We start from the raw sequence: 22492 nt of genomic DNA on the forward strand, positions 1-22492 counted from the left end.
TTTATAGAACGAAAACTATATCTGCTGATCAAGGGATCGACGTACCCACGGGATAAAACCGCGTAAAAACCGCGTTGTCGCTGGCATGAAATAGGCGCCGTGATGATACATCGGATCAAGCGATGTCACGACCAGCCGCCCCTTATAGTTTCGGGTGTCTTCATACAGCACAGACCGACCGTCACGATAATCAATCAGCGACCGTGCGCCTTTGGGCACATCAAACAGACCATGCAAATGCCAGCTGACATCATCTTTGCCAAGATTGGCAAACAGATCATGGTCAGGAGCGGCGATCTCCAACCCCAAGTCAGCACCGGGTTCCAGCCACCACCAGAAATTGGTTTCGACCGGTTCAAGCGACACGCCGGGCAGCCAGTGTTCCTGTCCTGTATCGCCCATGGCCACCACCAAACCGCCGCGGTTCAGAAACGCCAGAATGCGTTCAGCATGGGGAATGATGACTTCGGGCGGGGTTCGGCACGGAATGATCAACCCCGCAGCCCCCACCAGATCATCGTCGGAAAAGTCACGGATATAGATCAACTCATCAATATGTCGGGCAATTTCCGGGTCATCAAAGGTCACCTTGTGATAGCCGGTTCCGCCATCAAGGGCGATCAGTTTGGGCCGCTTTTTTGCCATCGTCATACCCGTTCTTCCTGCAGCGTCATCACATGGTTTGTCAGCCATTTGGCAAAGTTCGGTGCCAACTGATCGGCTGCGGTGCCGATGCCAGATTGCGCAAAGGTCAGGAAATCGTTGCCCGCATGGCTTATGACAATCCCGCCATCGGGGCGGTTCCATATCCAGTCAACCGGGGCATTTTCCGGGTCAGTATCCAGCCCATTGAGCAACAACGCATCTTTGGGTGCCGGGTTATGCCCACGCCCCCAAAAACCCGCCACACCTTTGCGGAAGGTCAGGTCCTGACCGGAAATGCCGTCAAAAAGCGGATGATCCGCCAGCCGGGTTACCGTCAATCCGGCCAGATTACGCTTTGGCCGCGGGGTGAATTCGCCGACACCGTCAATCACCGGATAAGCCATCGGGCCGCTCCACAAAACAATGCCGCCCTGATCAAGATAACGGGCAATTGCATCTTTTTGCGACAACAAGAATCGTTGATCGGCATGGATTGACACCGACAATACCGCAAAGCGTGACAGGTCCTGATCGGGCAGATCGTATTGATCAACCCGTTCAAACACCACGGGCGCAAACCTTGCCCGATTGTCCAGTGACGGGGCCATTTTATCAGGGCCGATGCAGGCAACGTAAATGTCTTGATCTGCTGGCATGATCCCGGTCCTTATACAAATACCGGCACGACGGCCTGCTGGTTTTGGCCTTGATGGTCAAAACCAATCGAACGGATATCAATCCCGTAAAGCGTGCTGAGATTTTCTTCGCTGAGAACCGTTTTGGTCGGGCCAAAATCATAGTGATCAACATCGCGCATCAGCAAGACCTGATCGGCAATGACTTGGGCATGTTGCGGCATATGGGTGGTGAACAAAATGGTCATGCCGTCCTTTTGGGCCAAATCGCGCAGCACGGTCAGGATGGTTTGCTGATTACGGAAATCAAGGGCCGATGCCGGTTCATCAAGCACCATGATCTGACATTCAGACACCAAGGCCCGGGCGATCAGGACAAGTTGACGCTCCCCGCCGGAAAGTTCGGTCACCGGGCGGTCGGCAAATCGACCGACACCCAACCGTTCAAGCGCCGCATCGGCCTTGTGATAATCATCGCGTCCGGGCGATCCAAAGGTTTTGACATGCCGCGCACGCCCCATCACCACCATGTCGCGCACGGAATAGGGAAAGGATGCCTCGGTATTTTGCGGCACATAGCCGACAGATCCGTCAAAGGAAACGCTGCCTTCAACCGATTTGTACAAACCCAGAATGGTTTTGATCAGGGTGGTTTTGCCCCGACCGTTCGGGCCGATAACCGCAACCACTTCGCCCGCATTCACGGTCAGACTATGATCGCGGAAAATCCAGTTGGTGCGCAGGCGATGTTTGAAACCCAGTTTTTCAACACGGATCATGGCTTACCACCCCCGTGCACGGGTTCGACGCAATAACCAGCCAAAGACCGGCGCGCCAACAATCGCGGTTAAAACACCCAGCGGGATTTCGGATGCCGTCATGGTGCGGGCGATATTATCAATCACCATCATATAAGCCGCCCCCATGATCATGGAGGCCGGCAGCACAAGCCGATGATCCGGGCCAAACAGCATGCGGGCAAAATGCGGCACAACCAGCCCGACCCAACCGACAATCCCGCTGACCGACACCGATGCAGCAACAAGGGCTGCAATCGCCAGCAACGCAATCCAGCGGGTGCGTTCGACCTTGATGCCCAAGGCCTCGGCTTCTTCGTCGCCCAGTGACAAGACGTTGATGCGAAAACGAAGGGCCAAAAGCGGCACACCGGCAACCAGAAGGGCGGTCAATAATATCGCAACCTTGTCATAGCTGGCGGTTGCGAAACTGCCCATCAACCAATAGACAATCGCCGGAAGGCTGTCTTCGGGATTGGCAAAGAACGTCACCATCGATGTCATGGATGTGCAAAACGCACTGACAATCACCCCGGACAGCACCAGCATCAGGATCGGTGCGCGGCCTTCGGTGCGTGCAATCATATACACACAGACCATGGCCAAGACACCGGTGACAAATGCGCTACCGACAACCGCAACCGTGCCAAGCGACAGGAAAATGGCCGTCGCGCCGCCAAGGGCGGCCCCGGATGAAACCCCGACGATCTGGGGTCCAATCAACGGATTGCGAAACGCCCCCTGGAGAGCCGCACCGCTTAGTGCCAAGGAAGCACCGACCAGCACAGCCTGCAACATGCGCGGTATCCGGATCAGTTCAACCACGCGCTGTTCGACATCTTTCCATTCGGCATCAATCGGTAAGACATGATGCGCCAGAATGGCGATCACTTTTTCAAGCGGGACGTCGTAGCGCCCGATTGTCAGTGATCCCAATGCCAAAAGAAACGTACCCGCCACCAAGGCCCCCCAAAGGGCGGGTTGGCCGTTAAACCGGTTTTGCGCTGTTGCGACTGTGCTGGTCATCTGTGTTCCCCGTTAGTTGACAAACGGGGTGTAATTGGCCGCATCGCCATTCTGCGAAACACGCAAAATGCCATCCATCTGCTGATCCGTCGGAACCTGACCATAAATCCAAGCGTAAGCCGATTTGATTTCGGCGCGCAGATCCCAGTCAAACAGATCGGGATGCAGAATTTGGGATAACCACATCCACATCAACGGGCTTTCCTGATTGGGCGGATCCCAGCGATAGCCCCCCAGCGGCACGCGATAGACGCGTTTGTTTTTCACCGCAGCAACATCAACCAGCAACGGATTGTCATAGACATCCTGCGGGTCAAGATCGGTTTCAAAGCCATTCAGTAGGATGACTTCCGGGTTCCATTCCAAAATCTGTTCCGGGCCAACAACCGTCCAGGTCGGACCATCGATTGCCGGATTTTGGCCACCGGCAAGATCGATATAGAAGCTGTTATAAGCGCCCTTGCCCGATACTTTGAGTTCGGAATTGAACCGCAGGAAATACAGCGTGCGGGGTTTGTCCGCATCGGCAATCGTATCGGTTTTGGCCTTGATTTTTGCCATCACGTCATCGCGCCAGGCAATCAGGCGCTCTGCCTTTTCCGGGTTGCCAATGACACTGCCCATGATGCGAATCCAGCCGCGCGCCAAATCTTCGGTCCCATACCGGAATGTCGCAACTTTCAGACCGGCATTGCTGATCGGGGTAATAATGTCATCGCCACGATGAGCCCACTGGAACACCAGATCAGGGTTCACCGACAGAAGGCTTTCGATGTTGGGCATAAAGCCTTCGCCGACGATGTCGCTCGGTACATATTTTGACTGCGGGAAGAAGTCCCCGAGCACGCCTTCAAGCAAGGCCGATTTTGACAATTTATGCATCGCAGCCAAACGATCCGTTCCGCCATCAAGCGAAACAAACATCGATGCTGCCGGAATTGGGATGGTCGCAACACGCTCGGCTGGTTTGTCGAGCGTGATTTCACGGTCCGACTGATCGGTGAAGCTGACAACACCGTCTGCTGCCAGTGCCTGCGCACCCATCGCAGTGACACCACATGCCACCAAGATGGGCATGCTGCGCCGGGCAATTTCTTGCCAGATAATCTTCATGGTTCAAATTCCCCCTAAACCACACTTTTGATTAGGCTTGCTTGGGGTAGCATTGACAAAAACCATATGCAAATTGTTTTGCGAATTATTCGCATAAATGATCGATAGAAGGGCGATTTTGGTCGTGATGATGGGATCAAATACCTAATGCGGTCACAAGGGTCACCAGATGTGCGGAAGCGAAGCAGAGCCATAGTGCTTGCTCCGCGCAGCACACACATCTCTGCGAGTCCTAGCCATCATTCCCGGTCCGAATTGCAAAACCTCCCCACGTTCAAACAAGCAAAACCGCCAATGATCGCGATTTCCATTGATTATATTGATAAATGCGAATATTTTAATATTAATTCCTCTATCATGGAAAGTCAGATGGAAAACTTTACCCCCCTTTCCGCCTTGCTTGGCGGTGGTCTTATTGGTTTGGCGGCGGGACTTTATTTTTTGCTGAACGGGCGCATTGCCGGGATCAGCGGCATTGTCGGCGGGCTTCTGTCACCAAGCAAAGGTGGCTCCGCCCCGCTTGAGCGCGCGGCCTTTATTGCCGGACTGATCCTTGGCCCGCTTGCACTGATATTTGGTACATCAATAGAAGCGCAAAGTATGGTGACAAGCCCGATGCCGGTGATCATTGCGGGCGGGCTTCTTGTCGGGTTTGGTACGACATTGGGCAGCGGCTGCACCAGTGGTCATGGCATTTGCGGGTTATCGCGCTTTTCGTTGCGATCATTGGTCGCGACGCTGAGCTTCATGATGGCCGGTTTCCTGACCGTTCTTGTCACCCGTCATTTGATCGGAGCAGCATGATGCGTATTCTTGTATCCTTGATCTGCGGCACGCTGTTTGGCGCGGGGCTTTACATTTCGGGCATGATCGATCCGCAAAAGGTACTTGGTTTTCTGGATATCTGGGCGATTTCCGATGGCGGGTGGGACCCAAGCCTTGCCTTTGTCATGGGGGGTGGTCTGATTGTCGCCATGCCGATTTTCTGGTTTGCAAAATCCCGGACGGAGGCGGTATGTGGCGGTGAAATGAGCCTTCCGACCAACCGCGCGATCAGTAAAAAACTTATGATCGGTGGCGTGTTGTTTGGCACGGGCTGGGGTTTGGTTGGCTATTGCCCCGGACCGGCCATAAGTGCGCTGGCCTTTGGGCAGCTTGATACCATCATTTTCGTCATTGCCATGCTTGCCGGGATGGCCGCGGCAAAGATGATGCGTCTGAATGCTTAGGCCCGACCAAGCCGTTATAGTATGGGTGTCATTACACATAGCTTTGTGATGGCTTCTGATGCAAACCACGCAACCGCCCGCGCTAAAAAGCCGGGAGATTTCGCATATCCGGTTAAAAATTACGGCAATTCTCGCAGCACCGGGCTTGTTTTTAGCGCTAAAATCCCATACCTGAGCAACAGCGCCATTTGAAGTCTTAGAAGGTTTCTCCATGAAGATCGGCATCCTTGAAACCGGGCTTGCCCCGGAAGAACTCCGCGATGAATTCCAAAGCTATCCAGGCATGTTTGAAACGCTGCTTGGCAATGTTGATCCAAGTCTGGAATTTGAAACCTGGACGGTTCTTGACGAAGCGGCGTTTCCGGAATCCATTCGCGATGCAGATGGCTGGGTTATTACCGGTTCCAAACATGGCGTTTATGAAAACGCCCCGTGGATGATCCGTCTGCAGCACTTCCTGCGCGATGCCGTATCGGCGGAATTGCCGGTTTTCGGGGTGTGCTTTGGCCACCAGATCCTTGCCACCGCCCTTGGCGGCAAAGTCGTTAAATCCGACAAAGGATGGGGTGTTGGCGTTCATCAATATGATGTCAATGCAAGCAACAGTGACTGGCTGGCCAACAGTGCGCCAACCATTCGCATCAATGCATTCCATCAAGATCAGGTTGTTGAACTTCCGGAAGGTGCAACGGTCTGGGCAAGTTCGGATTTCTGCCCCTATGCCGGTTTGCAATATGGTGCGAATGCCGCATCCATCCAGCCGCACCCGGAATTCATGCGCCCTTATGAGCAGGCATTGCTGGAAGCCCGTTATGACCTGATCCCGGAAGATATCCACAAGGCCGCACTGGACTCGCTTGAAAATCCGATATCGAGCACGGATTTTGCGACATCGATTGTCAAATTCCTGACCCAAAAGCGGGTTAAAAACGCCGCCTGATGACGCCAGACCCGCAACCGCGTTAAATCAAAGCCATCAGCACCAGCCGATGGCTTTTTTCGTGCCTGCAACATTCAGCGTCAGGCCCATTCGAAACAAATTAACTAAAACCATTTATCAATCATGGGTATTGTATAATCCTGTTCAAACAGGACCACGTCCGGCCAACAAAATCATGATCGACGCAAATGTCGATTTTGCCATGGACACGACCAGCGACAACAGCGACGAGCACCCTGCAAGATGATCCAGAATTTACGTCTGTATTCAGGACTAACCATGTTTGCCTATGTCCTGACCCATCTGCTTAATCATGCAGCCGGGATCGTGTCGCCGGAATTCATGGAAACCATTGATAAATTTTCCACCGAGATCTGGCAGTTTCCGCCGCTTGAAATCCTTTTGCTTTCATCACTTGTTGTCCATTTCATTTTGGCAACCGGGCGTCTGACAACCCGCCGATCCTTGCGCCTTCGCAAATCCGAATGGGCGCAAATGATTTTGGGCCTTTGCATTCCGTTCCTGCTGTTTCGCCACATCATCGCAACCCGGATCATCGATATCGGCTTTGACGTTGGCGCCCCCTATGAGCGGGTCTTGCTTGATCTTGCCGTTTTCGTGCCGTTTCAGGGGGTTTTGCAGGCGGTCACCGTCATCGTTGTCTGGACTCATGGCTGTATCGGCATTCATTTCTGGTTACGGGTCAAACCGTTCTATCCCAAATGGCGCGGCATCCTTGGCACATTTGCCATCCTGATCCCGACCATGTCATTGGCGGGATATGGTGCTGCCGCCGCAGAAATTATCCGCCGTGCTGAAGAAGGCGGACGCAAATATGTCTTTGGCGTTCTTGAAGCCGCCGATGTTAATCAGGCGGCAATCGATTTTTATGAAAATGCCTTGATCCCAGCCTCGATCTTTACCATTGCGTTGGCACTGGCACCGTTTGGTGTCCGGCAGATTCGCCAGACCATTGATCGCGCCAAGCGTGGGCCGATGTTAAGCCTGCCCAACGGGCGGTTTGTGCGTGTGCCACCCGGGGCCACCGTCCTTGAGGCGCTTCGTGATGCAGGCATACCCATGGCGTCGGTCTGTGGCGGGCATGGTCGTTGCACGACCTGTCGTTTGCATTGCGGGTCGGGCACCGATCAACTTGCCGCCCCCGGCGAGATCGAAGCGGCTGCACTTAAAAGCATTCAGGCCCCGCGTGGCATGCGTCTGGCATGTCAGATCAGACCGCAAAATGATCTTGCGATTGCGCCATTGATGCCGCCAAACGCAACCGCACGTGATGGCAGGCGCCCCGGTGGCCTATCGGGGAGCGAGCGCCAAGTCGTGTCGATCTTTATTGATCTGCGCGATTCGACCCGGCTTGGCGAACTTAAGATGCCCTATGACGTCTTGTTCATCCTTAATCAGTTTTTTGCCGAGATGACCGAAGCCCTGCGTGCGACCGGAGGCTATTACGCGCAATTTACCGGCGATGGCCTGATGGCACTTTACGGGCATGACAGCGAAGATACCGAAAACACCATCTTGCAGGCATTCGAAGGGGCGGCAGAGATGCTCCGCCGGATCGAAGGATTAAACGAACATCTGAAATCCGAACTGCCCCATAAGCTGCGGATTGGCATCGGCATGCATATGGGCAAGGCCATTGTCGGGGAAATGGGCCCGCCCGGACGTGAAAACATCAGTGCGATTGGTGATACGATCAACACAGCAGCCCGACTTGAAGCCCAGACCAAGGGGCATGGCGTGCCCTTGGTGATTTCGAAAACACTGTTTGATCACGGCCCGATTCCCTTACCGGAAAATGCGGTTCTTCATGAAGTTGCCCTGCGCGGGAAGGATCAGTCGGTTGCGTATTATGCATTGGATGCCATGCCCGATCTTACACAGACCAAGCGGTGACTCGTTTCAATCGCGCCAAACGACCTTGTTGTCTGCCTGTGAATACGTTTTTCACAGCAGCATCAAAGCAACATCACAGGCGCAAACACACAGGGAACTCTTGACTATCGTAGCAAAAAACACATTTATTCCATTATATGTGACTGTTCGGTGCCAGATTTTGCGGGCCGGACAAAATGGATGCCCAAATGCGCATTCTGCGCGGGGTCTGAATAGTTATCACACTCGCTCTGACGGAGGAGGTGCTGCAAATGTCTAGGATTTCTATGTTTAACAGCCCGTTGCTTTTGGGTTTTGATCAGATTGAACGTGTTCTTGATCAAGTGTCAAAGACCAAAGCCGAAGGGTATCCGCCCTATAACATCGAGCAAATCAGCGAAAACAAATTGCGCATTACGGTCGCAGTTGCAGGATTTGCAGAAGAAGATTTGTCTGTAACCACAGAAGACAACCAGCTGATCATTCGTGGTAAGCATACCGATGACGACAGCGAGCGTGTCTATATCCACCGGGGCATTGCGTCCCGGCAGTTCCAACGTTCTTTCGTCCTTGCCGAGGGCATTGAAGTTGTTGGCGCGCATCTGGATAACGGCCTGCTGCACGTTGATTTGAACAGACCTTTGCCAGAACCGGTTGTGCGTGAAATCGCAATTGGCTCCAATAAACAGAAAGCTGTTTCATCACGTACCATCGATATGAAGGTTGAAGATGAAGACAGCAATGCCGATGACAAAAACGGCAAGGCCTAACCTAAGGAGTGGTTCAAATGACAGACCGCACAGCCAACTACGAAACAAAAGTCACCCAGCGTGACGCAAAGGATACCGGCCTGTTGTCGAATGTTGATTTCGCCATGTTGGGCATCCATGACTTTGCCTATATCCGGCAGGTTCCCAACACCGACGAAGACAAAGACGAACTGGTCTTTGGCGTCTTTACCGCGGATGGCACCCATATCGCGTCGTTTGAAAGTCATGCTGTTGCCAATGCGGCAATTCGTCAGCACGACATGGAACCCCGCGCCGTCCATTAAGGCGTCTACAACCGATCATGATCGTGTGCCCGGTCATCCGGGCACCATTTTCCTTTTGGACCGGTATCATTTGTGCAAACGCCATCTTTCCAGAGCGGTTCCATTTCTCTGCGCCATAACTGGCGCCTGATTCCGAACGCATCTGGCAAAAAGAATGCACCCTTGCTGATCCTGTCACACGGATTTGGGACGGATCACCGCAGTTGGCGGTTGCTGTTACCCGACCTTCTCAAACATTACGATGTGGGTGTTTACGATCTGGCAGGGGCCGGACCCGATGGCGGCCGGAATTTCGAACCGCATCGCCATACTTCGATTACGGCCTATGCCGACGACCTTCTGAATTTACTTGATGAACAGGGGATTGGCCGTTGCCAGATTCTCTGCCATTCGGTCAGCGGGATGGTCGCATTGATTGCCGCATCACAACGTCCTGAACTGTTTGAGCGCATTTTCATGATTGCCGCATCGCCGCGCTATCTTGACGATGGCGATTATGGTGGCGGATTTCTTCAAGCCGACCTTGACGGATTGTTCACCGCAATGGAGAACAATTTCGAAGCATGGGCCAATGGCTTTGCACCAATGATTGTCGGCGAATCTTCCCCGGCATTTGTCCTGGAATTCACCGCCGGACTGCTTCAGATGCCGCAAAAGGTCGCCCTGCAAACGGCAAAATTTATCTTTCAGTCCGATTTTCGGGCCCTTTTGCCGGAAATTTACACCCCATGCGTTCTGATCCAGCCCAAAAGGGATCCTGCCGTCCCCGTCAAAGTGGGGCAGTATCTGCATGAAAAACTTCAAAACAGTGATCTGCATATCATCGACAGCAGCGGTCATTTGCCGCATTTAACCGCCCCTTATGCCGTACTTGCGCATCTGCGCCCGTATTTCACTGGCTAACACAGCCTTTCTTCCCGACACCCCGGCGATCCGACGCTAGAAACCTTATACCTGCTAGCGAATTTCGATCACTTCGCCCGGTACAGCCATGCGCACTTGTTGATTGGACTGAATGATCTTGGCCATTTCTGCCCGGGCGTCGCGTTTAATGTGATAGAGCCAGAAACGCGCACCGGGCATATCGGATGCCAATTGCATCACGGTTTCCAAATCACAATGGGCGGCATGTTGCGGATCATGTTTGGGAAGATAGGTTTCCTGAAACACAAGATCCGCACCGGTAAACAGGGCCGCGGTATCAGCCGTGACGTTGCCATCGCCGGAATAGGCAAATCCCTTATTGGCGAAACGCAGCAAGATCGCATGGTTCTGAACACTGTGGTCCGAGCGGGCGAATTTGCAGTCAAACGGACCAATCGTTTCGGTCTCGGCAATTGAATGCCAGGAAATCTCGAACGGCCATGCCGATCCCAAGCCGGTAAAGCCAAGCTCCATCAATTTTTCAAGATGGGTCCGCAATTGCGGGCTGCACAGGATTTGCAAGGGTTTTGAGCGGCCATCATCGCGCCAGTTCAACATCACCGGCACAAGGCCAAAGATATGATCGGGATGCATATGGGTGAAATAGATCGCATCAATCGCATCCGGGTCGGGAAACTTTCCCATCAACTGACCGGCAACCGTCGCACCGCAATCAATCAGCAAACGATAACCATCTGCTGTCACCACAACGGATGAGTTTTCAAGGTTTGGGTCGAATGCTTCGCCCACCCCCAAAACATCAATGCGCATGTAATCGCTTGTCATGGTCCCGCCCCGTTTACCGTTTTGATCGCCAAGTATATTAAATGAGGCAGATATTCTTGCGGATTCGTTTCACATAACGCAAGCGGTTCCGAATTCACCAATGACAACATCTTCAAACTGTCATGCACGTTGAAAGGGCGGAACCCATTGGCTCCGCCCTTTGTATCATGTTGTTTTTAAAACTGTTTTGCGATTATCGCGCAAGAACTTCGGCGGCTTCGCGGGTTTTGCGAACCGATGACGCAACCACATCGCTGGTTGCACGAATTGCTTCGAGATCATGGGACAAATCTTCGACGGTTTGGGCCATATTGCGCATATTGGCACTGACATCATCGGTCACCGCGTTTTGTTGTGCGACGGCGGATGAGATATTGGTGACATCATTGCGAACGGTTTCGACCGATCCGCGAATAAGCTGCAATGCGCCTGCGACTTCTGAAGAAATCGACTGAATACCGGTGATTTCCTGCGAGATATCTTCGGTCGCACGGGCTGCCTGATTGGCAAGATTTTTGACCTCGTTTGCGACAACGGCAAAACCTTTGCCCGCTTCACCCGCACGCGCACTTTCGATCGTGGCATTCAGCGCCAGCAGATTGATCTGACCTGCAATATTGCGGATGACTTCAACGATATTACCCATTTCATCAACCACACCGGTCATGCGCTGGGTCATTTCGTTGGCCGTTTCGGTCTGATCAAAGGCCCGTTCGGTTTCAGATTGCGACTGGGTCATGCTGCGCGAAATTTCCGAAATCGATGCTGCCATCTGTTCGGCACTGGCGGCAACAGACCGGGTCAATTCCATCGTGCCTGCCGATACGTCAACACTGTGGACTGTACGTTCGTTCAGTTCGGCAATATTGCCTTCGATCTCGGCAAAGTTGCCGTCGATCATTTGTTTCAGGTTCAAAAGAAGCTTGGTCTGTTCGGTGATATCCGTGGCAAATTTGATCACCTTGATCGGATTTCCGACCGCATCAAGAACCGGGTTATAGGTCGCTTCGATCCAGATTTCCTTGCCGCCCTTACCAACGCGTTTGAACTGACCGGCCTGGAATTTGGCCTGATTAAGGTTCTGCCAGAATGTGCGGTATTCGACCGACTTGCCATAATCGCCTTCGACAAACATCGAATGGTGCTTGCCTTTGATTTCATCCAGTCCATAGCCCATGACTGACAGGAAGTTCTCGTTGGCATTCAAAATATGCCCTTCAAGGTCGAACTCGATCACGGCCTGTGAAGCACTGATTGCTTCAAACACACTTTGCAGCAGCGCGCGTTCATTGCGGCGCTCGGTAATGTCACTGGCGAATTTGACGACCTTGATCAGTTTTCCGTTGCCATCAAAAACCGGATTATAGGTCGATTCAAGCCACAAAAGCCGACCATCTTTACGTTTGCGCGGAAACGCGCCGCTGATGAATTCGCCCGTGCCCAGTTTCTTCCAAAATGCCTGATAGTCAGCTGTATTGACGATTTCTTGCGGGACAAACATCGCGTGATGTTTGCCGACAACTTCTGAAAGTTCGTATCCCATAACCTTCTGAAAGTTTTCGTTCGCCCACAGAATACTACCCTGCGCATCAAACTCGATGCGTGCCATCGACCGGCTTAACGCAGCTGCAACCTGTTCTTCGGCCTGCGCGCGTTTACCATTTTTAAAAAGACCCAAACCCACTTCTAACATCCTTCCGATCCGCTCAATCCTGAGCCCTTGTCGCTCTGCTTTCCAGAAGAGCGAACGAAAAAATTCACCACCTTTGTATAGGAAGTAAAATCTTCAAAACCCTGCGTACTAACCCGTCGCAAGGTTGAATTCCTGTTGTCTGAAAGCAGCTATTTTCGGGGGAGTGCATCGTTGATCGACACGCAAACTCATGAACCCAGAACACCTTGCTGACAGACACGCAGACTGTCTAAAAACACAATAAAGTTTTGTTTTTATTATATTAAATTAAATCCTATGAAATATTCATTCCTGAAAACAAGTTACTTTCACTATCGTTTGAGTTCCAACAGCCTCATACGTACGAACGCGGCAACTCGATCAAAAACGATCAATAATCCATTGTCAGAACAATTGATCACAGGATATATGCATATACATTAGGATGGTTCAATGACTTGTTTATGTGTGCTGATATGCCGACCATCTGCAACCGTAAGTACAATTCATACTTCGATGCGGCCTTTTCAAAACGCCGACAGGCAGTTAACCCGAATATTTTGAAATACCCGGCGTGGTCTTCTTGTGTGAAAAGTTTATCGCCTCAGACCTGCACAAATCCGAATCAAGGCTTAAAAATTTTCAGATTCGAAGCAACCTTCATCGCTTCGGCGCAGCAAGCGTCCCGAGTCCCGACGACGTCTTTTTGGTTATCTTACAGACTACGGTTCATTTAAACCGCAAGGTCATGCAGGCCATTTAACGATATAGCGGCTGAGATCAGGGTGGGCTTCTTCTTCGGGGATTGCCTTGCCACGCACCGACTGACCGGCGGCAAAAACGGATTCCGGATCACCGGTCACAAGCGGATGCCAATCAAAAAGACCCTTGCCTTCTGATATCAATCGATACGCACAGGTCGAGGGCATCCATGACAGGGCATCAACATTGTCCATGGAAAGCTGAACACAGTCGGGAACGTGTTTGGTGCGGTTGTGATAGTCCTTGCACCGGCATGTTTCGCAATCAAGCAACAGGCACGCGACAGAGGTGAAATAGACATAGTCGTCATATTCGTCCTGCAGCTTGTGCAAACAGCATTTGCCGCAGCCATCACACAGGGATTCCCATTCATCTCGCGACATTTCGGCAAGCTTCTTGGTTTCCCAAAATCGTTCCGACGAACGTGCGACGGTATCGTTCTTTGTCATTCTCTCTCTCATGCGGGCGGTCAATCTTGATGGGTATAGTGTAATCGGACTTTACCCATCAAGCCAATCCCATAGCAATCTCATAGCAATCTCAAAGCAATCCCACGGCCAAACCGGCAAATCAGCCTTGTGCCACCATGTGAAAGAACGATCCAAACACCCGGCCTTGTACCAGCCCGGCCGGACCAAGATCATCCCCCGTCGCGTTGCGCATTTGACAAAATGACGATCCGGTTTGGGTCAGGGTCGTGGCGTAATGGAATTCATGACCGCGTAAAACAGTTCCCGCCGGACCGAATGGCGTTTCAATGGCAAGTGTGGCTTCGCGATATCCCAGATGTAGCTTACGCGTCGCAAAACTGGTGGCCAGTGGCAAAAGACCGAGCATTTCATGGCATGAACCATCGGCATCGGTCAGATGCGTGCCAAGGGTCATAAAGCCCCCGCACTCGCCATAAATCACAACGCCGTTTTCTGCGGCTGTGCGAAGGGACGCTTTGAAGGCCCCCGCCGCGGCCAATTTAGCCGCATGCAATTCAGGATATCCCCCGGGCAGATAAATCGCATCACAGTCAGAATTCGGGGTTTCATCTGCCAAGGGTGAAAAGAACGATATTTCCGCCCCTGCGCGCCGCCAGCCTTCAAGAAGATGGGCATAGCTAAAGGCAAAGGCCGCATCACGGGCGATGGCAATATGGCGCCCCAACGGGGCAATATCATGAGATGCGACAGTACTCGCAGCCGGTGCAGGCATCGGTGCATTTTGCGCCTTGGTCAGGCCGACAAAGGCATCAAGGTCGATATCCTCGGCAATGATATCTGCTGCGTGATCCAAGAATGTTTCAAGTTCGGGATGCTCCCCGGCTTGAACCAAACCAAGATGCCGTTCGGGCAACAACAGCGCATCATTCCGGCGCACGGCACCAATGATCGGGATATCGGGCAGATGCGTCGCACAGGCATCCATAATCATTTGTGTGTGCCGCGCGCTTCCAACCCGGTTCAGGATAACACCGGCGATATTGATGTCTTCGCGGAACGACGCAAAGCCGGAAATCAGGGCGGCAGCAGATGCCGATTGCCCCTTTACATCAACGACCAGAACCACTGGCCATCCGGTCATGGCGGCAAGATCGGCGGTCGATCCGGTGCCATTTGCCGCACCGTCAAACAGGCCCATCACCCCTTCACACATCAGGAAGGATTTATCCGCGCCATGATTTGTTGAAAGCGATCTGATCTGTGCCGGGCTCATCGCCCAGGGGTCAAGGTTGATACAGCTCCCGCGACAGGCGGCGGACTGAAAGGCCGGATCAATGTAATCCGGGCCGGTTTTTGCCGCCGCAATTGCATGGCCCTTGCGCGTCAAAGCCCGCAGCAACGCCAAGGTTATGACGGTCTTGCCACTGTTTGACGACGGGGCAGCAATAATGATGCCCGGTGGGGTCGGTCGGGTGGATTGCATCTGGCAAGGTCTCCGATGCCCGGCATTCTGGTTTGCATCATGTTAGCGCAAACAACCCAGATTAACCGTTCTTTTTCACCGCTTCTGCAACGCCCTTGGCCATGTCTTCCGGGGTGGTGCCATAATTGAAATGACGAATGAACTGACCGTTGCGATCCATCAGATACACGAAAGATGAATGATCCATCAGGTAAGAATCCGTGTTATCGGGCTCCCCTTCCGGGATCGATTTGGCATAGTAAACCCGATAGGCCTTTGCCGCGGCTGAGGTTTGCGCAACCGTTCCGGTCAGGCCCACCATCCGGTCATGGAAATGCGGCACATATGCCTTCATCGCCTCAACCGTGTCACGTTCCGGATCGACGGTGAAAAATACCGGTGTAATTTCATCGGCAATGTCGTCTGGCATGAGATCAAGCGCATCGCCCATGACCTGCAATTCGGTCGGGCAGACATCCGGGCAGAACGTATAGCCGAAATACGTCATCATATATTTGCCGTTGAAATCGGCCTGGGTCACGGTTTCGCCGTTCTGGTTCACAAGTTCGAACGGACCGCCGATGGACGCCGCACCCGACGACTGGGTTTCAGTACCCATCATCATCAGGCGGTAGGTCAAACCAATGCCCAGAACCAATGCAATTGCGAGAATTGCCAAAAGCGTCTTTTTGCTCACGCGCCCTACCTCGTTTTCGTCGCCCGATCCGGGCCATTTTTTTCGTTACAAACCGTGTCGGCACTATAAATGCCCATTACAATCATGCAAGGGCAGTGGTTGTGTGAATGCTCACACCAATGGATAAATCCATGAAATCACAACAGGTTTCCAGTCATTGGTTCGCCGCAAGATTTGCGTTTCATGCAATGGTTTTGGCCGCCAACACAAACAGGATCAAGCCGTTTACAATCATAAGCCCGCGTCCCACCGGCACCATAAAGGTGCGGAACCGCTGTGCGGCATATTGCCCGACAAATCCGGTGACAAACAGCATCGGCACGGTTCCAAGCCCAAAGACGCCCATCACGGCCGCCCCGCTTAAGGCCGCCCCCGAAGCCGCCGCCATGATGAGTGCGCCATATACCAGGCCACAAGGAATAAAGCCCAACATGATCCCAAGCAGAAACCCCCGCCAGCCAAACGGGGCGGTAAATAGCGGGCGCATATAATCCCCGAACACGCGGTTCCACCACCGCGTTTCGTTTGATGACGGCAACAGTCCGCCAAGATGGGGCATCAATCCCATGATTCCAAAAACAAGGAAAAACACCCCGGCCAGGCTTAAAAGCACAGGACCAATCCACCAGATTTGCGTCAGCGCCGTGATCCCGTCGGCAAAATACCCGGCCATGGCACCCAGCAGGCAATATGTCGTTAGCCGCCCGAACTGATAGGGCAACAATGCCGCCCCGGTCAGGCGGCGAAACTCGTTCATTTTTTCAAGGGGAAGCTGTTCCATCCGGCTGGTGACCTGGCTGATCACGAACGGCCCGCACATGCCGACACAATGGGTAACACTGCCGACCAAACCGGCAATCAGCGCAGTCAAAAGTACCCCGCCATCATCGCGCAGGATTTCAGCACATCGTGCCCAGCCGCTTTCAAGGATGCGGATCAATATCTGTTGTTCGTCCATCACCCGTCCGCTTACTTCAATGCGGACGATTGTGACAAGCACATCGCAGGGCGACAACGATATAAATCAATCGATTGCTGGTAAATTTCGCAAGATGAACTGTGGTTAGGTTCTGGCCCTAATCTTTCAGCGGATCAGACGGGGTCGAAATCAGGTCAAGGACCTGTTCAAACGGGACATTGCGCACTGATTTGACGTCATCTTGCGGCGACAACCAGTTTAATTTTTCACGCAGTCCAACCACCTTGCCCAAAATGCACACCGCAGGCGGTTCAACACCGGTGCGTTCAACGTCATCGGCCGCTTTTTCAAGCGTCGTGATCAAAATACCCTGCTGTGGCGTGGTTGCCTGACTGATCACCGCAAGCGGTTCATCGCCCGCACGGCCATTTGCCATCAGTTCTGCTGAAATCCGGCGCAGATGTTTCATCGCCATATACATCACCAGAACCGGTGCACCTTTGGCCAGTGCCGCCCAGTTGATGTTATCGGGCACTTCGCCACTTGATCCATGGCCGGTCACGAACGTCACCGACGCATTGCAATCACGGTGTGTGGTCGGAATACCGGCATAAGCCGCCCCGGCAATCCCGGCGGTAATCCCCGGCACAACGCGGAAGGGTACATTATGATCGACAAGGGTCATGCCTTCTTCGCCGCCGCGGCCAAAGACAAACGGATCACCGCCCTTAAGACGCAAAACCCGCAGGCCTTGCTTGGCAAGATCGACAAGCTGAAGCGAGATATCGGTTTGTTTGGCAGACGGACGTCCACCGCGTTTCCCGGCATAGACACGCTGTGCATCGGGACGCAAAAGGTTCAAAATCCGTTCATCGACCAGTGCATCAAAAACAACGACATCGGCCTGTTGCATGGCATTGACTGCATGGAGCGTCAGCAAACCGGGATCGCCCGGACCTGCACCGACAAGCCATACCCAACCCGGCTCAAATACCGGAAAATCAAGACCAAGTTTCGTCATCGTAAAATACTTCTGTTCTATCAATTTCGGTCCATCTGTGCAGGACCGCATCAAGAGGATATGTTAAACAGCAATCAAACGATACGTTCAACATATTACCGGAAATTTATCGTATTAATTAATAAACAACATCAATAATGATGTTTAATTAGACATCCCGCTGCAAGGTATATGCCTGCCTTCAATAGCGGGACCCGCCGCGAGATTGACAGGAAAAAATCGACCGATGGCAAGAAAACCAGACGGACCGCTGCGCAAGGGATGGACAACGGGGGCCTGTGCCACCGCTGCGACCCGTGCTGCGTGGCAGGCGATCTTGTCTGGCGATTTTCCTGATCCGGTTACCATCACCCTGCCACGGGGGGAAACACCGTCCTTTTCGCTGGTAAAGGCCGAGACGGGCGAAGGTTGGGCACGGGCCAGTGTGATCAAGGATGCCGGTGATGATCCCGATGTCACCCATGGTGCGGAAATCATTGCCACCATCCGCCGCGCCAAACCGGGCAACGGTATTACATTTCATGCTGGCGACGGGGTCGGGACCATTACCAAACCCGGCCTGCCATTGCCACCGGGTGAGGCGGCCATTAATCCCAAACCCCGCGAAATGATGGTCGGGCAGATTACTGAACTTGCGAAAAAGTTTGGTGTTGCCCCAGATGTCGAGATAGAAATTTCCATTCCCGGCGGGCAGGAAATTGCCACCAGAACGTGGAACCCGCGGCTTGGCATTGTCGGTGGACTTTCGGTTCTGGGCACCACGGGGATTGTCATCCCGTTTAGCTGTTCGGCGTGGATCCATTCCATTCATCGCGGCATTGATGTTGCCCGCGCCACCGGCCGAAACCATGTCGCCGGTGCGACGGGAAAAACGTCCGAGGCCGCCATTCGGACATTTTATGGCCTGCCCGATGAAGCGATCCTTGATATGGGTGATTTTGTGGGCGGGATGTTGAAATATCTGCGCAAGAACCCGGTTGAATTTGTCAGCATTTCCGGCGGGTTCGCCAAACTGGTCAAGCTTGCCCAAGGTCATCTTGACCTTCATAGCAGCCGGTCACAGGTTGATTTTGACAAGCTGGCTGAAACAATTGCCCTGTCAGGCGGGGATGAAAACCTTCAGGATCAGACGCGCACTGCCAACACGGCCAAACAGGTTTTGGAACTTTGTCAGGCCGCGAACGTTAACATAGCAGACACCATCGCCCGTCAGGCCTGTGAGTCCGCCCGCGCGACCCTTGACGGTGCCAATGCGATTGAAGTCGTGATCACGGATCGGGATGGCTTGATCATTGCCCGCCATGGATTTGGCGACTTTGACCAGTTCAAGCCGGTCTCACCGATCTGATGAACTTCTGATACACTGCCCGCAGCAGTCCATAACGAACCAACAGACCCAAACAGGTCGACAAAAAACAAGGTAATTTGCCCATGTCGCTTTCCCAGCCGGCCACACGTCCGAAACATATTCTTATTTTTGGCGGTACAGGGGATGCGAACCGAATTATCGAAGACCTGATGCATGAATTTGGCCGCGATATCCGCCTGCAACTGTCTCTTGCCGGTCGTACCAGTGCTCCAAGCATCCCCGATGGCGTTCCCGTCCGCATCGGTGGTTTTGGTAGCCCAGAAGGCATCATTTCGCATTTCAAAACCGAACAGATTGATCTGGTGATTGATGCGACACATCCCTATGCAACGCAGATTTCGGGCAACATTGCCCAAGCCTGTCACGCGGTCGCGATGCCCTGCATTCAGTATCATCGCCCAAGCTGGGAAAAGACCGAACGCGACAACTGGATCAGCGTAAAATCGATTGAAGAAGCAGCCAGCATTCTCCCCAAACACGGCACACGTGCGTTGATCGCAAGCGGGGCGAAAAACCTTCATGCCTTTGATAATCTTGAAAAGACTTGGCTTTTGGTTCGCACCGTCGATGCCCCGCGCGATCCGTTTGATCTTACCCATGGAGAATGGCTGTTTGCCCGCGGGCCGTTCAGCGTCGAGGGTGAGACCGAGCTTTTAGAACGCTGCGAGATTGATGTGATTGTCTGCAAGAACAGCGGCGGGGATGCGACGTTTGCCAAAATCGAAGCGGCCAGAAACCTTGGCATCCCGGTCATCATGATCGAACGCCCCGGCGGTGAGCCGGTCACACAAGCGCCCAGCCGCGCTTTGATCCTTGAACATATTCGAACCTTTCTTGCGCAGCCATAGTCCGTATCAATTCTGCCAACTTCGTTCTTCGCACATCAAAAAACCCCGCCGAATGACTGGCGGGGTTTTGAAATTTTATCCGTGAGTGTAAATGTCGTTGTCTTAGACGAAACGACGGAATTCACCCGATTTACGCGGCGGGCAGAAGCGTTTCAAATAAGCTGGGGCAACGGCTTCGAGGCTGTTGGGTGTAATGCCCAGCTCGGCAAAGCCGTTCGATCCTTCGGAAACGACATTGTCGGTTTTCAACAAACGCACCTGATCCGGGGTCAAGGGCGGGACCGGCAAGAATTGCAGGAAGAACGCCTTGATCGATGCCAACCAAAACGGAACCGGCACCAGAATCGCACTTTGACGGGTGATGCGCAGCATGTCGCGCAGAAGACCCATAAAGGAATATGTTTCCGGTCCACCCAGCTCGTAGGTTTTACCCGGTGATTTGGTGTTGCTAATCGCAGCTACGAAGGCATCTGCAACATCGCCGACATAGACCGGCTGGAATTTCGGACCACCGTCGCCAAGAATATCGACCTTGCCTTCGCCGAGATCGACTTTTGGCAGGCCCGGCGCGCCAATGACCGGCAGCACCGGCGAGAACCGCGCCAAGGTGGCGAACTTATTCAGGAAGTTGTCATTCTGACCAAAGACCACTGACGGACGGAAGATCACGGCATCGGCAAATGCTTCGCGAACTGCATTTTCACCGGCCAGCTTTGAGGTGGCATAATTTGAAGACGGGTTTTTATCCACACCCAATGCCGACATATGCAACAACGTCTTAACGCCACATGCCTTGGCTTCTTCGGCGATGCGTTTGGCAGCTTTGACATGGACATTGACGAAAGTGTTGCTGCCGCGTTCATAAAGAACACCGAGCAGATTGATCACGACTTCGGAGTCGCCAATCGCATCCTTGATCGATTCTTCATCGCGCACATCGCAATAGACCGGAACCACCTGACCCAGATAGCCCATCGGTTTGAGTTTTTTGACGCGCTCAAAGCTTCGGGTCGGAACGCGGACGATAAAATCACGTTCAAGCAGACGCTTGACGATATGACGTCCAACAAATCCGGTGCCGCCAAAGACGGTAACGATATGACGATCCATGCTTGCTCTCTCCTTGCCGGTGATACGGTGCGCTGGAAATTTCCGCGCGCCATATCGGCGTTAGATGCCTTCAAGGCCGGTTGCGGAGACCGACCCGATCCGAATGTTATCCTGTGGACAATCATATTGTGCCCAAACCCAAGACGATATGATTGTCCGCAGGCACTTGGGTTATATACGACGCGCAACCGGCGTCAACAATGCGCTTTTGTTAAACAATCTCTTCTTTGGCTGCTAATTTGGCCAGTATTTCATCATAAAGCGCCATCAAACCGGCCCGATAATCCGGGTAGCGCAACTTGACACCCAATTCCTGTTTGATCCGCGCATTATCAACACGCTTGTTATCTTCGTAAAAGCTTGCGGCCATCGGGCTTAGCTTTGCATCGGCAAAATCCTGCTCGGGCGGGGGATCAATGCCAAGCAATCCACAGGCATGGGCAATGACATCCTGTGGCGGGGCGGCATCATCATCACAAACGTTATAGGCTGCCCCGCAATTGGGCTGTTTGATCGATGCCAGAACCGTCTGGGCGATGTCTTGCACATGAATGCGCGAAAAGACCTGACCGGGTTTAACGATGCGGCGTGCACGGCCAGACCGCACGGTTTCAATCGCATTGCGGCCCGGCCCGTAAATTCCCGCCAGCCGAAAGCTTTGCACACATAATCCATGCCGATGGCCAAGATCAAACCATGCCTTTTCGGCCGCAACCCGACGACGTCCACGCTTGCCACTTGGCTGCAAATCATCTTCTTCGGTAACCGTCGCGCCCTGATAATCGCCGTAAACACCTGTGGTCGAGAGATAACCGACCCATGTTCCTTCGGCCAATCCGGCCAAATCGCCGCCATGATGATGGATCACAGGATCGCCTTGCCCGCCGGGCGGGGCCGAAATCAGAACATGGGTCACGTCCTGAAGGGCGGATTTAATATCGGCAATCGGCTGATCGTCGGCAAAGATGAAAGGTTCGATCCCGTCTGATTTAAGCTGATTGGCCTTATCAGCAGATCGGGTGGTTCCGGCAATCTGCCAGCCCTCGTCGCGCAATTGATCGGCAACAAGGCGCGCAGAAAATCCCATCCCGAAACAAAACAGCTTATTGGTCATCAAGGCACCTGTATCTGGTCGTATTCATTGGCAATTACATTGCTA

The 22492-nt window shown here is 53.1% G+C and carries 23 protein-coding genes; 9 read left to right on the top strand and 14 right to left on the bottom strand.

All coding sequences use genetic code 11. The features are described from left to right. Positions 1-15 precede the first annotated feature (15 nt). From RIC05_RS04325 to RIC05_RS04345, 5 genes are read right to left on the bottom strand one after another with little or no spacing between them, the layout of a single operon-like run. On the bottom strand, positions 16-651 hold the full coding sequence (locus RIC05_RS04325) for a hypothetical protein (RefSeq protein WP_350045202.1): 636 nt from the start codon (positions 649-651) through the stop codon (positions 16-18). After that, positions 648-1301, bottom strand: a complete 654-nt coding sequence (locus tag RIC05_RS04330) for a hypothetical protein (protein ID WP_350045201.1) — start codon at positions 1299-1301, stop codon at positions 648-650. The genes RIC05_RS04325 and RIC05_RS04330 overlap by 4 nt, the downstream gene beginning before the upstream one ends. Before the next feature lie 11 nt (positions 1302-1312). Continuing rightward, the gene (locus RIC05_RS04335; protein ID WP_350042014.1) at positions 1313-2059 is read right to left on the bottom strand and encodes an ABC transporter ATP-binding protein; all 747 of its coding nucleotides are present in this window, start codon (positions 2057-2059) and stop codon (positions 1313-1315) included. 3 nt (positions 2060-2062) lie between these two features. Further along, positions 2063-3103 carry a FecCD family ABC transporter permease gene (locus RIC05_RS04340; RefSeq protein WP_350045200.1) on the bottom strand — a complete coding sequence of 347 codons (1041 nt, stop codon included), beginning with the start codon at positions 3101-3103 and terminating at the stop codon, positions 2063-2065. 12 nt (positions 3104-3115) lie between these two features. Then, entirely contained in the window at positions 3116-4216 is a 1101-nt protein-coding gene (locus tag RIC05_RS04345; RefSeq protein ID WP_350045199.1) for an ABC transporter substrate-binding protein, read from the bottom strand. 369 nt (positions 4217-4585) lie between these two features. On the opposite strand from RIC05_RS04345, the gene RIC05_RS04350 reads away from it, so the two are divergent. The 7 genes from RIC05_RS04350 (at position 4586) to RIC05_RS04380 (ending at position 10235) form a co-directional block, all read left to right on the top strand. Further along, on the top strand, positions 4586-5020 hold the full coding sequence (locus tag RIC05_RS04350; protein ID WP_350042017.1) for a YeeE/YedE family protein: 435 nt from the start codon (positions 4586-4588) through the stop codon (positions 5018-5020). Next, positions 5020-5445: a DUF6691 family protein gene (locus tag RIC05_RS04355; protein ID WP_350045198.1), complete on the top strand. Its 426-nt coding sequence runs from the start codon at positions 5020-5022 to the stop codon at positions 5443-5445. Before RIC05_RS04350 ends, RIC05_RS04355 begins: the two co-directional genes overlap by 1 nt. Positions 5446-5656: 211 nt before the next feature. Then, on the top strand, positions 5657-6385 hold the full coding sequence (locus tag RIC05_RS04360; protein WP_350045197.1) for a glutamine amidotransferase-related protein: 729 nt from the start codon (positions 5657-5659) through the stop codon (positions 6383-6385). A gap of 243 nt (positions 6386-6628) precedes the next feature. Next, the gene (locus tag RIC05_RS04365) at positions 6629-8299 is read left to right on the top strand and encodes an adenylate/guanylate cyclase domain-containing protein (protein WP_350045196.1); all 1671 of its coding nucleotides are present in this window, start codon (positions 6629-6631) and stop codon (positions 8297-8299) included. A gap of 251 nt (positions 8300-8550) precedes the next feature. After that, positions 8551-9048, top strand: a complete 498-nt coding sequence (locus RIC05_RS04370; RefSeq protein WP_350042021.1) for an Hsp20 family protein — start codon at positions 8551-8553, stop codon at positions 9046-9048. A gap of 17 nt (positions 9049-9065) precedes the next feature. Next, positions 9066-9332, top strand: coding sequence for a DUF1150 family protein (locus tag RIC05_RS04375; RefSeq protein WP_350042022.1), 267 nt, complete (start codon positions 9066-9068; stop codon positions 9330-9332). Positions 9333-9404: 72 nt separating this feature from the next. Beyond that, the gene (locus RIC05_RS04380; RefSeq protein WP_350045195.1) at positions 9405-10235 is read left to right on the top strand and encodes an alpha/beta fold hydrolase; all 831 of its coding nucleotides are present in this window, start codon (positions 9405-9407) and stop codon (positions 10233-10235) included. A gap of 54 nt (positions 10236-10289) precedes the next feature. On the opposite strand, the gene RIC05_RS04385 is transcribed toward RIC05_RS04380, so the two are convergent. The 7 genes from RIC05_RS04385 to cobA form a co-directional block, all read right to left on the bottom strand. After that, positions 10290-11042, bottom strand: a complete 753-nt coding sequence (locus RIC05_RS04385) for an MBL fold metallo-hydrolase (RefSeq protein ID WP_350042024.1) — start codon at positions 11040-11042, stop codon at positions 10290-10292. Positions 11043-11235: 193 nt separating this feature from the next. After that, the gene (locus RIC05_RS04390; protein WP_350059740.1) at positions 11236-12726 is read right to left on the bottom strand and encodes a methyl-accepting chemotaxis protein; all 1491 of its coding nucleotides are present in this window, start codon (positions 12724-12726) and stop codon (positions 11236-11238) included. Between the two features lie 734 nt (positions 12727-13460). Continuing rightward, positions 13461-13925: a YcgN family cysteine cluster protein gene (locus RIC05_RS04395; RefSeq protein WP_350045193.1), complete on the bottom strand. Its 465-nt coding sequence runs from the start codon at positions 13923-13925 to the stop codon at positions 13461-13463. A gap of 121 nt (positions 13926-14046) precedes the next feature. After that, positions 14047-15390, bottom strand: coding sequence for a cobyrinic acid a,c-diamide synthase CobB (locus RIC05_RS04400; protein ID WP_350045192.1), 1344 nt, complete (start codon positions 15388-15390; stop codon positions 14047-14049). A gap of 61 nt (positions 15391-15451) precedes the next feature. Next, positions 15452-16066 carry an SCO family protein gene (locus tag RIC05_RS04405; RefSeq protein WP_350045191.1) on the bottom strand — a complete coding sequence of 205 codons (615 nt, stop codon included), beginning with the start codon at positions 16064-16066 and terminating at the stop codon, positions 15452-15454. A 181-nt stretch (positions 16067-16247) separates the two neighbouring features. After that, the gene (locus RIC05_RS04410; protein WP_350045190.1) at positions 16248-17024 is read right to left on the bottom strand and encodes a sulfite exporter TauE/SafE family protein; all 777 of its coding nucleotides are present in this window, start codon (positions 17022-17024) and stop codon (positions 16248-16250) included. Between the two features lie 118 nt (positions 17025-17142). Beyond that, the gene (gene cobA, locus RIC05_RS04415; protein ID WP_350042030.1) at positions 17143-18006 is read right to left on the bottom strand and encodes a uroporphyrinogen-III C-methyltransferase; all 864 of its coding nucleotides are present in this window, start codon (positions 18004-18006) and stop codon (positions 17143-17145) included. A gap of 226 nt (positions 18007-18232) precedes the next feature. On the opposite strand from cobA, the gene RIC05_RS04420 reads away from it, so the two are divergent. Continuing rightward, a complete protein-coding gene (locus RIC05_RS04420) occupies positions 18233-19354 on the top strand; it encodes a cobalt-precorrin-5B (C(1))-methyltransferase (protein ID WP_350045189.1) in 1122 nt (373 codons plus the stop codon). An 83-nt stretch (positions 19355-19437) separates the two neighbouring features. Beyond that, entirely contained in the window at positions 19438-20223 is a 786-nt protein-coding gene (locus tag RIC05_RS04425) for a cobalt-precorrin-6A reductase (RefSeq protein WP_350045188.1), read from the top strand. Between the two features lie 102 nt (positions 20224-20325). Here RIC05_RS04425 and RIC05_RS04430 read toward each other — a convergent pair whose 3' ends face one another. Together RIC05_RS04430 and RIC05_RS04435 are read right to left on the bottom strand one after the other, a co-directional pair. Next, on the bottom strand, positions 20326-21333 hold the full coding sequence (locus RIC05_RS04430) for a complex I NDUFA9 subunit family protein (protein ID WP_350045187.1): 1008 nt from the start codon (positions 21331-21333) through the stop codon (positions 20326-20328). A gap of 211 nt (positions 21334-21544) precedes the next feature. Next, positions 21545-22447: an SDR family oxidoreductase gene (locus RIC05_RS04435; protein WP_350045186.1), complete on the bottom strand. Its 903-nt coding sequence runs from the start codon at positions 22445-22447 to the stop codon at positions 21545-21547. Positions 22448-22492: the final 45 nt, after the last annotated feature.

Source organism: Thalassospira sp., from assembly GCF_040218635.1.
GTDB lineage: Bacteria > Pseudomonadota > Alphaproteobacteria > Rhodospirillales > Thalassospiraceae > Thalassospira.

Coding starts and splice junctions, on each gene's coding strand:
- RIC05_RS04330 (WP_350045201.1), bottom strand. CDS start 1,301: ATGCCAGCAGATCAAGACATTTACGTTGCCTGCATCGGCCCTGATAAA.
- RIC05_RS04325 (WP_350045202.1), bottom strand. CDS start 651: ATGACGATGGCAAAAAAGCGGCCCAAACTGATCGCCCTTGATGGCGGA.
- RIC05_RS04395 (WP_350045193.1), bottom strand. CDS start 13,925: ATGACAAAGAACGATACCGTCGCACGTTCGTCGGAACGATTTTGGGAA.
- RIC05_RS04350 (WP_350042017.1), top strand. CDS start 4,586: ATGGAAAACTTTACCCCCCTTTCCGCCTTGCTTGGCGGTGGTCTTATT.
- RIC05_RS04365 (WP_350045196.1), top strand. CDS start 6,629: ATGATCCAGAATTTACGTCTGTATTCAGGACTAACCATGTTTGCCTAT.
- RIC05_RS04340 (WP_350045200.1), bottom strand. CDS start 3,103: ATGACCAGCACAGTCGCAACAGCGCAAAACCGGTTTAACGGCCAACCC.
- RIC05_RS04385 (WP_350042024.1), bottom strand. CDS start 11,042: ATGACAAGCGATTACATGCGCATTGATGTTTTGGGGGTGGGCGAAGCA.
- RIC05_RS04400 (WP_350045192.1), bottom strand. CDS start 15,390: ATGCAATCCACCCGACCGACCCCACCGGGCATCATTATTGCTGCCCCG.
- RIC05_RS04355 (WP_350045198.1), top strand. CDS start 5,020: ATGCGTATTCTTGTATCCTTGATCTGCGGCACGCTGTTTGGCGCGGGG.
- RIC05_RS04370 (WP_350042021.1), top strand. CDS start 8,551: ATGTCTAGGATTTCTATGTTTAACAGCCCGTTGCTTTTGGGTTTTGAT.
- RIC05_RS04335 (WP_350042014.1), bottom strand. CDS start 2,059: ATGATCCGTGTTGAAAAACTGGGTTTCAAACATCGCCTGCGCACCAAC.
- cobA (WP_350042030.1), bottom strand. CDS start 18,006: ATGACGAAACTTGGTCTTGATTTTCCGGTATTTGAGCCGGGTTGGGTA.
- RIC05_RS04360 (WP_350045197.1), top strand. CDS start 5,657: ATGAAGATCGGCATCCTTGAAACCGGGCTTGCCCCGGAAGAACTCCGC.
- RIC05_RS04375 (WP_350042022.1), top strand. CDS start 9,066: ATGACAGACCGCACAGCCAACTACGAAACAAAAGTCACCCAGCGTGAC.
- RIC05_RS04345 (WP_350045199.1), bottom strand. CDS start 4,216: ATGAAGATTATCTGGCAAGAAATTGCCCGGCGCAGCATGCCCATCTTG.
- RIC05_RS04420 (WP_350045189.1), top strand. CDS start 18,233: ATGGCAAGAAAACCAGACGGACCGCTGCGCAAGGGATGGACAACGGGG.
- RIC05_RS04410 (WP_350045190.1), bottom strand. CDS start 17,024: ATGGACGAACAACAGATATTGATCCGCATCCTTGAAAGCGGCTGGGCA.
- RIC05_RS04425 (WP_350045188.1), top strand. CDS start 19,438: ATGTCGCTTTCCCAGCCGGCCACACGTCCGAAACATATTCTTATTTTT.
- RIC05_RS04430 (WP_350045187.1), bottom strand. CDS start 21,333: ATGGATCGTCATATCGTTACCGTCTTTGGCGGCACCGGATTTGTTGGA.
- RIC05_RS04435 (WP_350045186.1), bottom strand. CDS start 22,447: ATGACCAATAAGCTGTTTTGTTTCGGGATGGGATTTTCTGCGCGCCTT.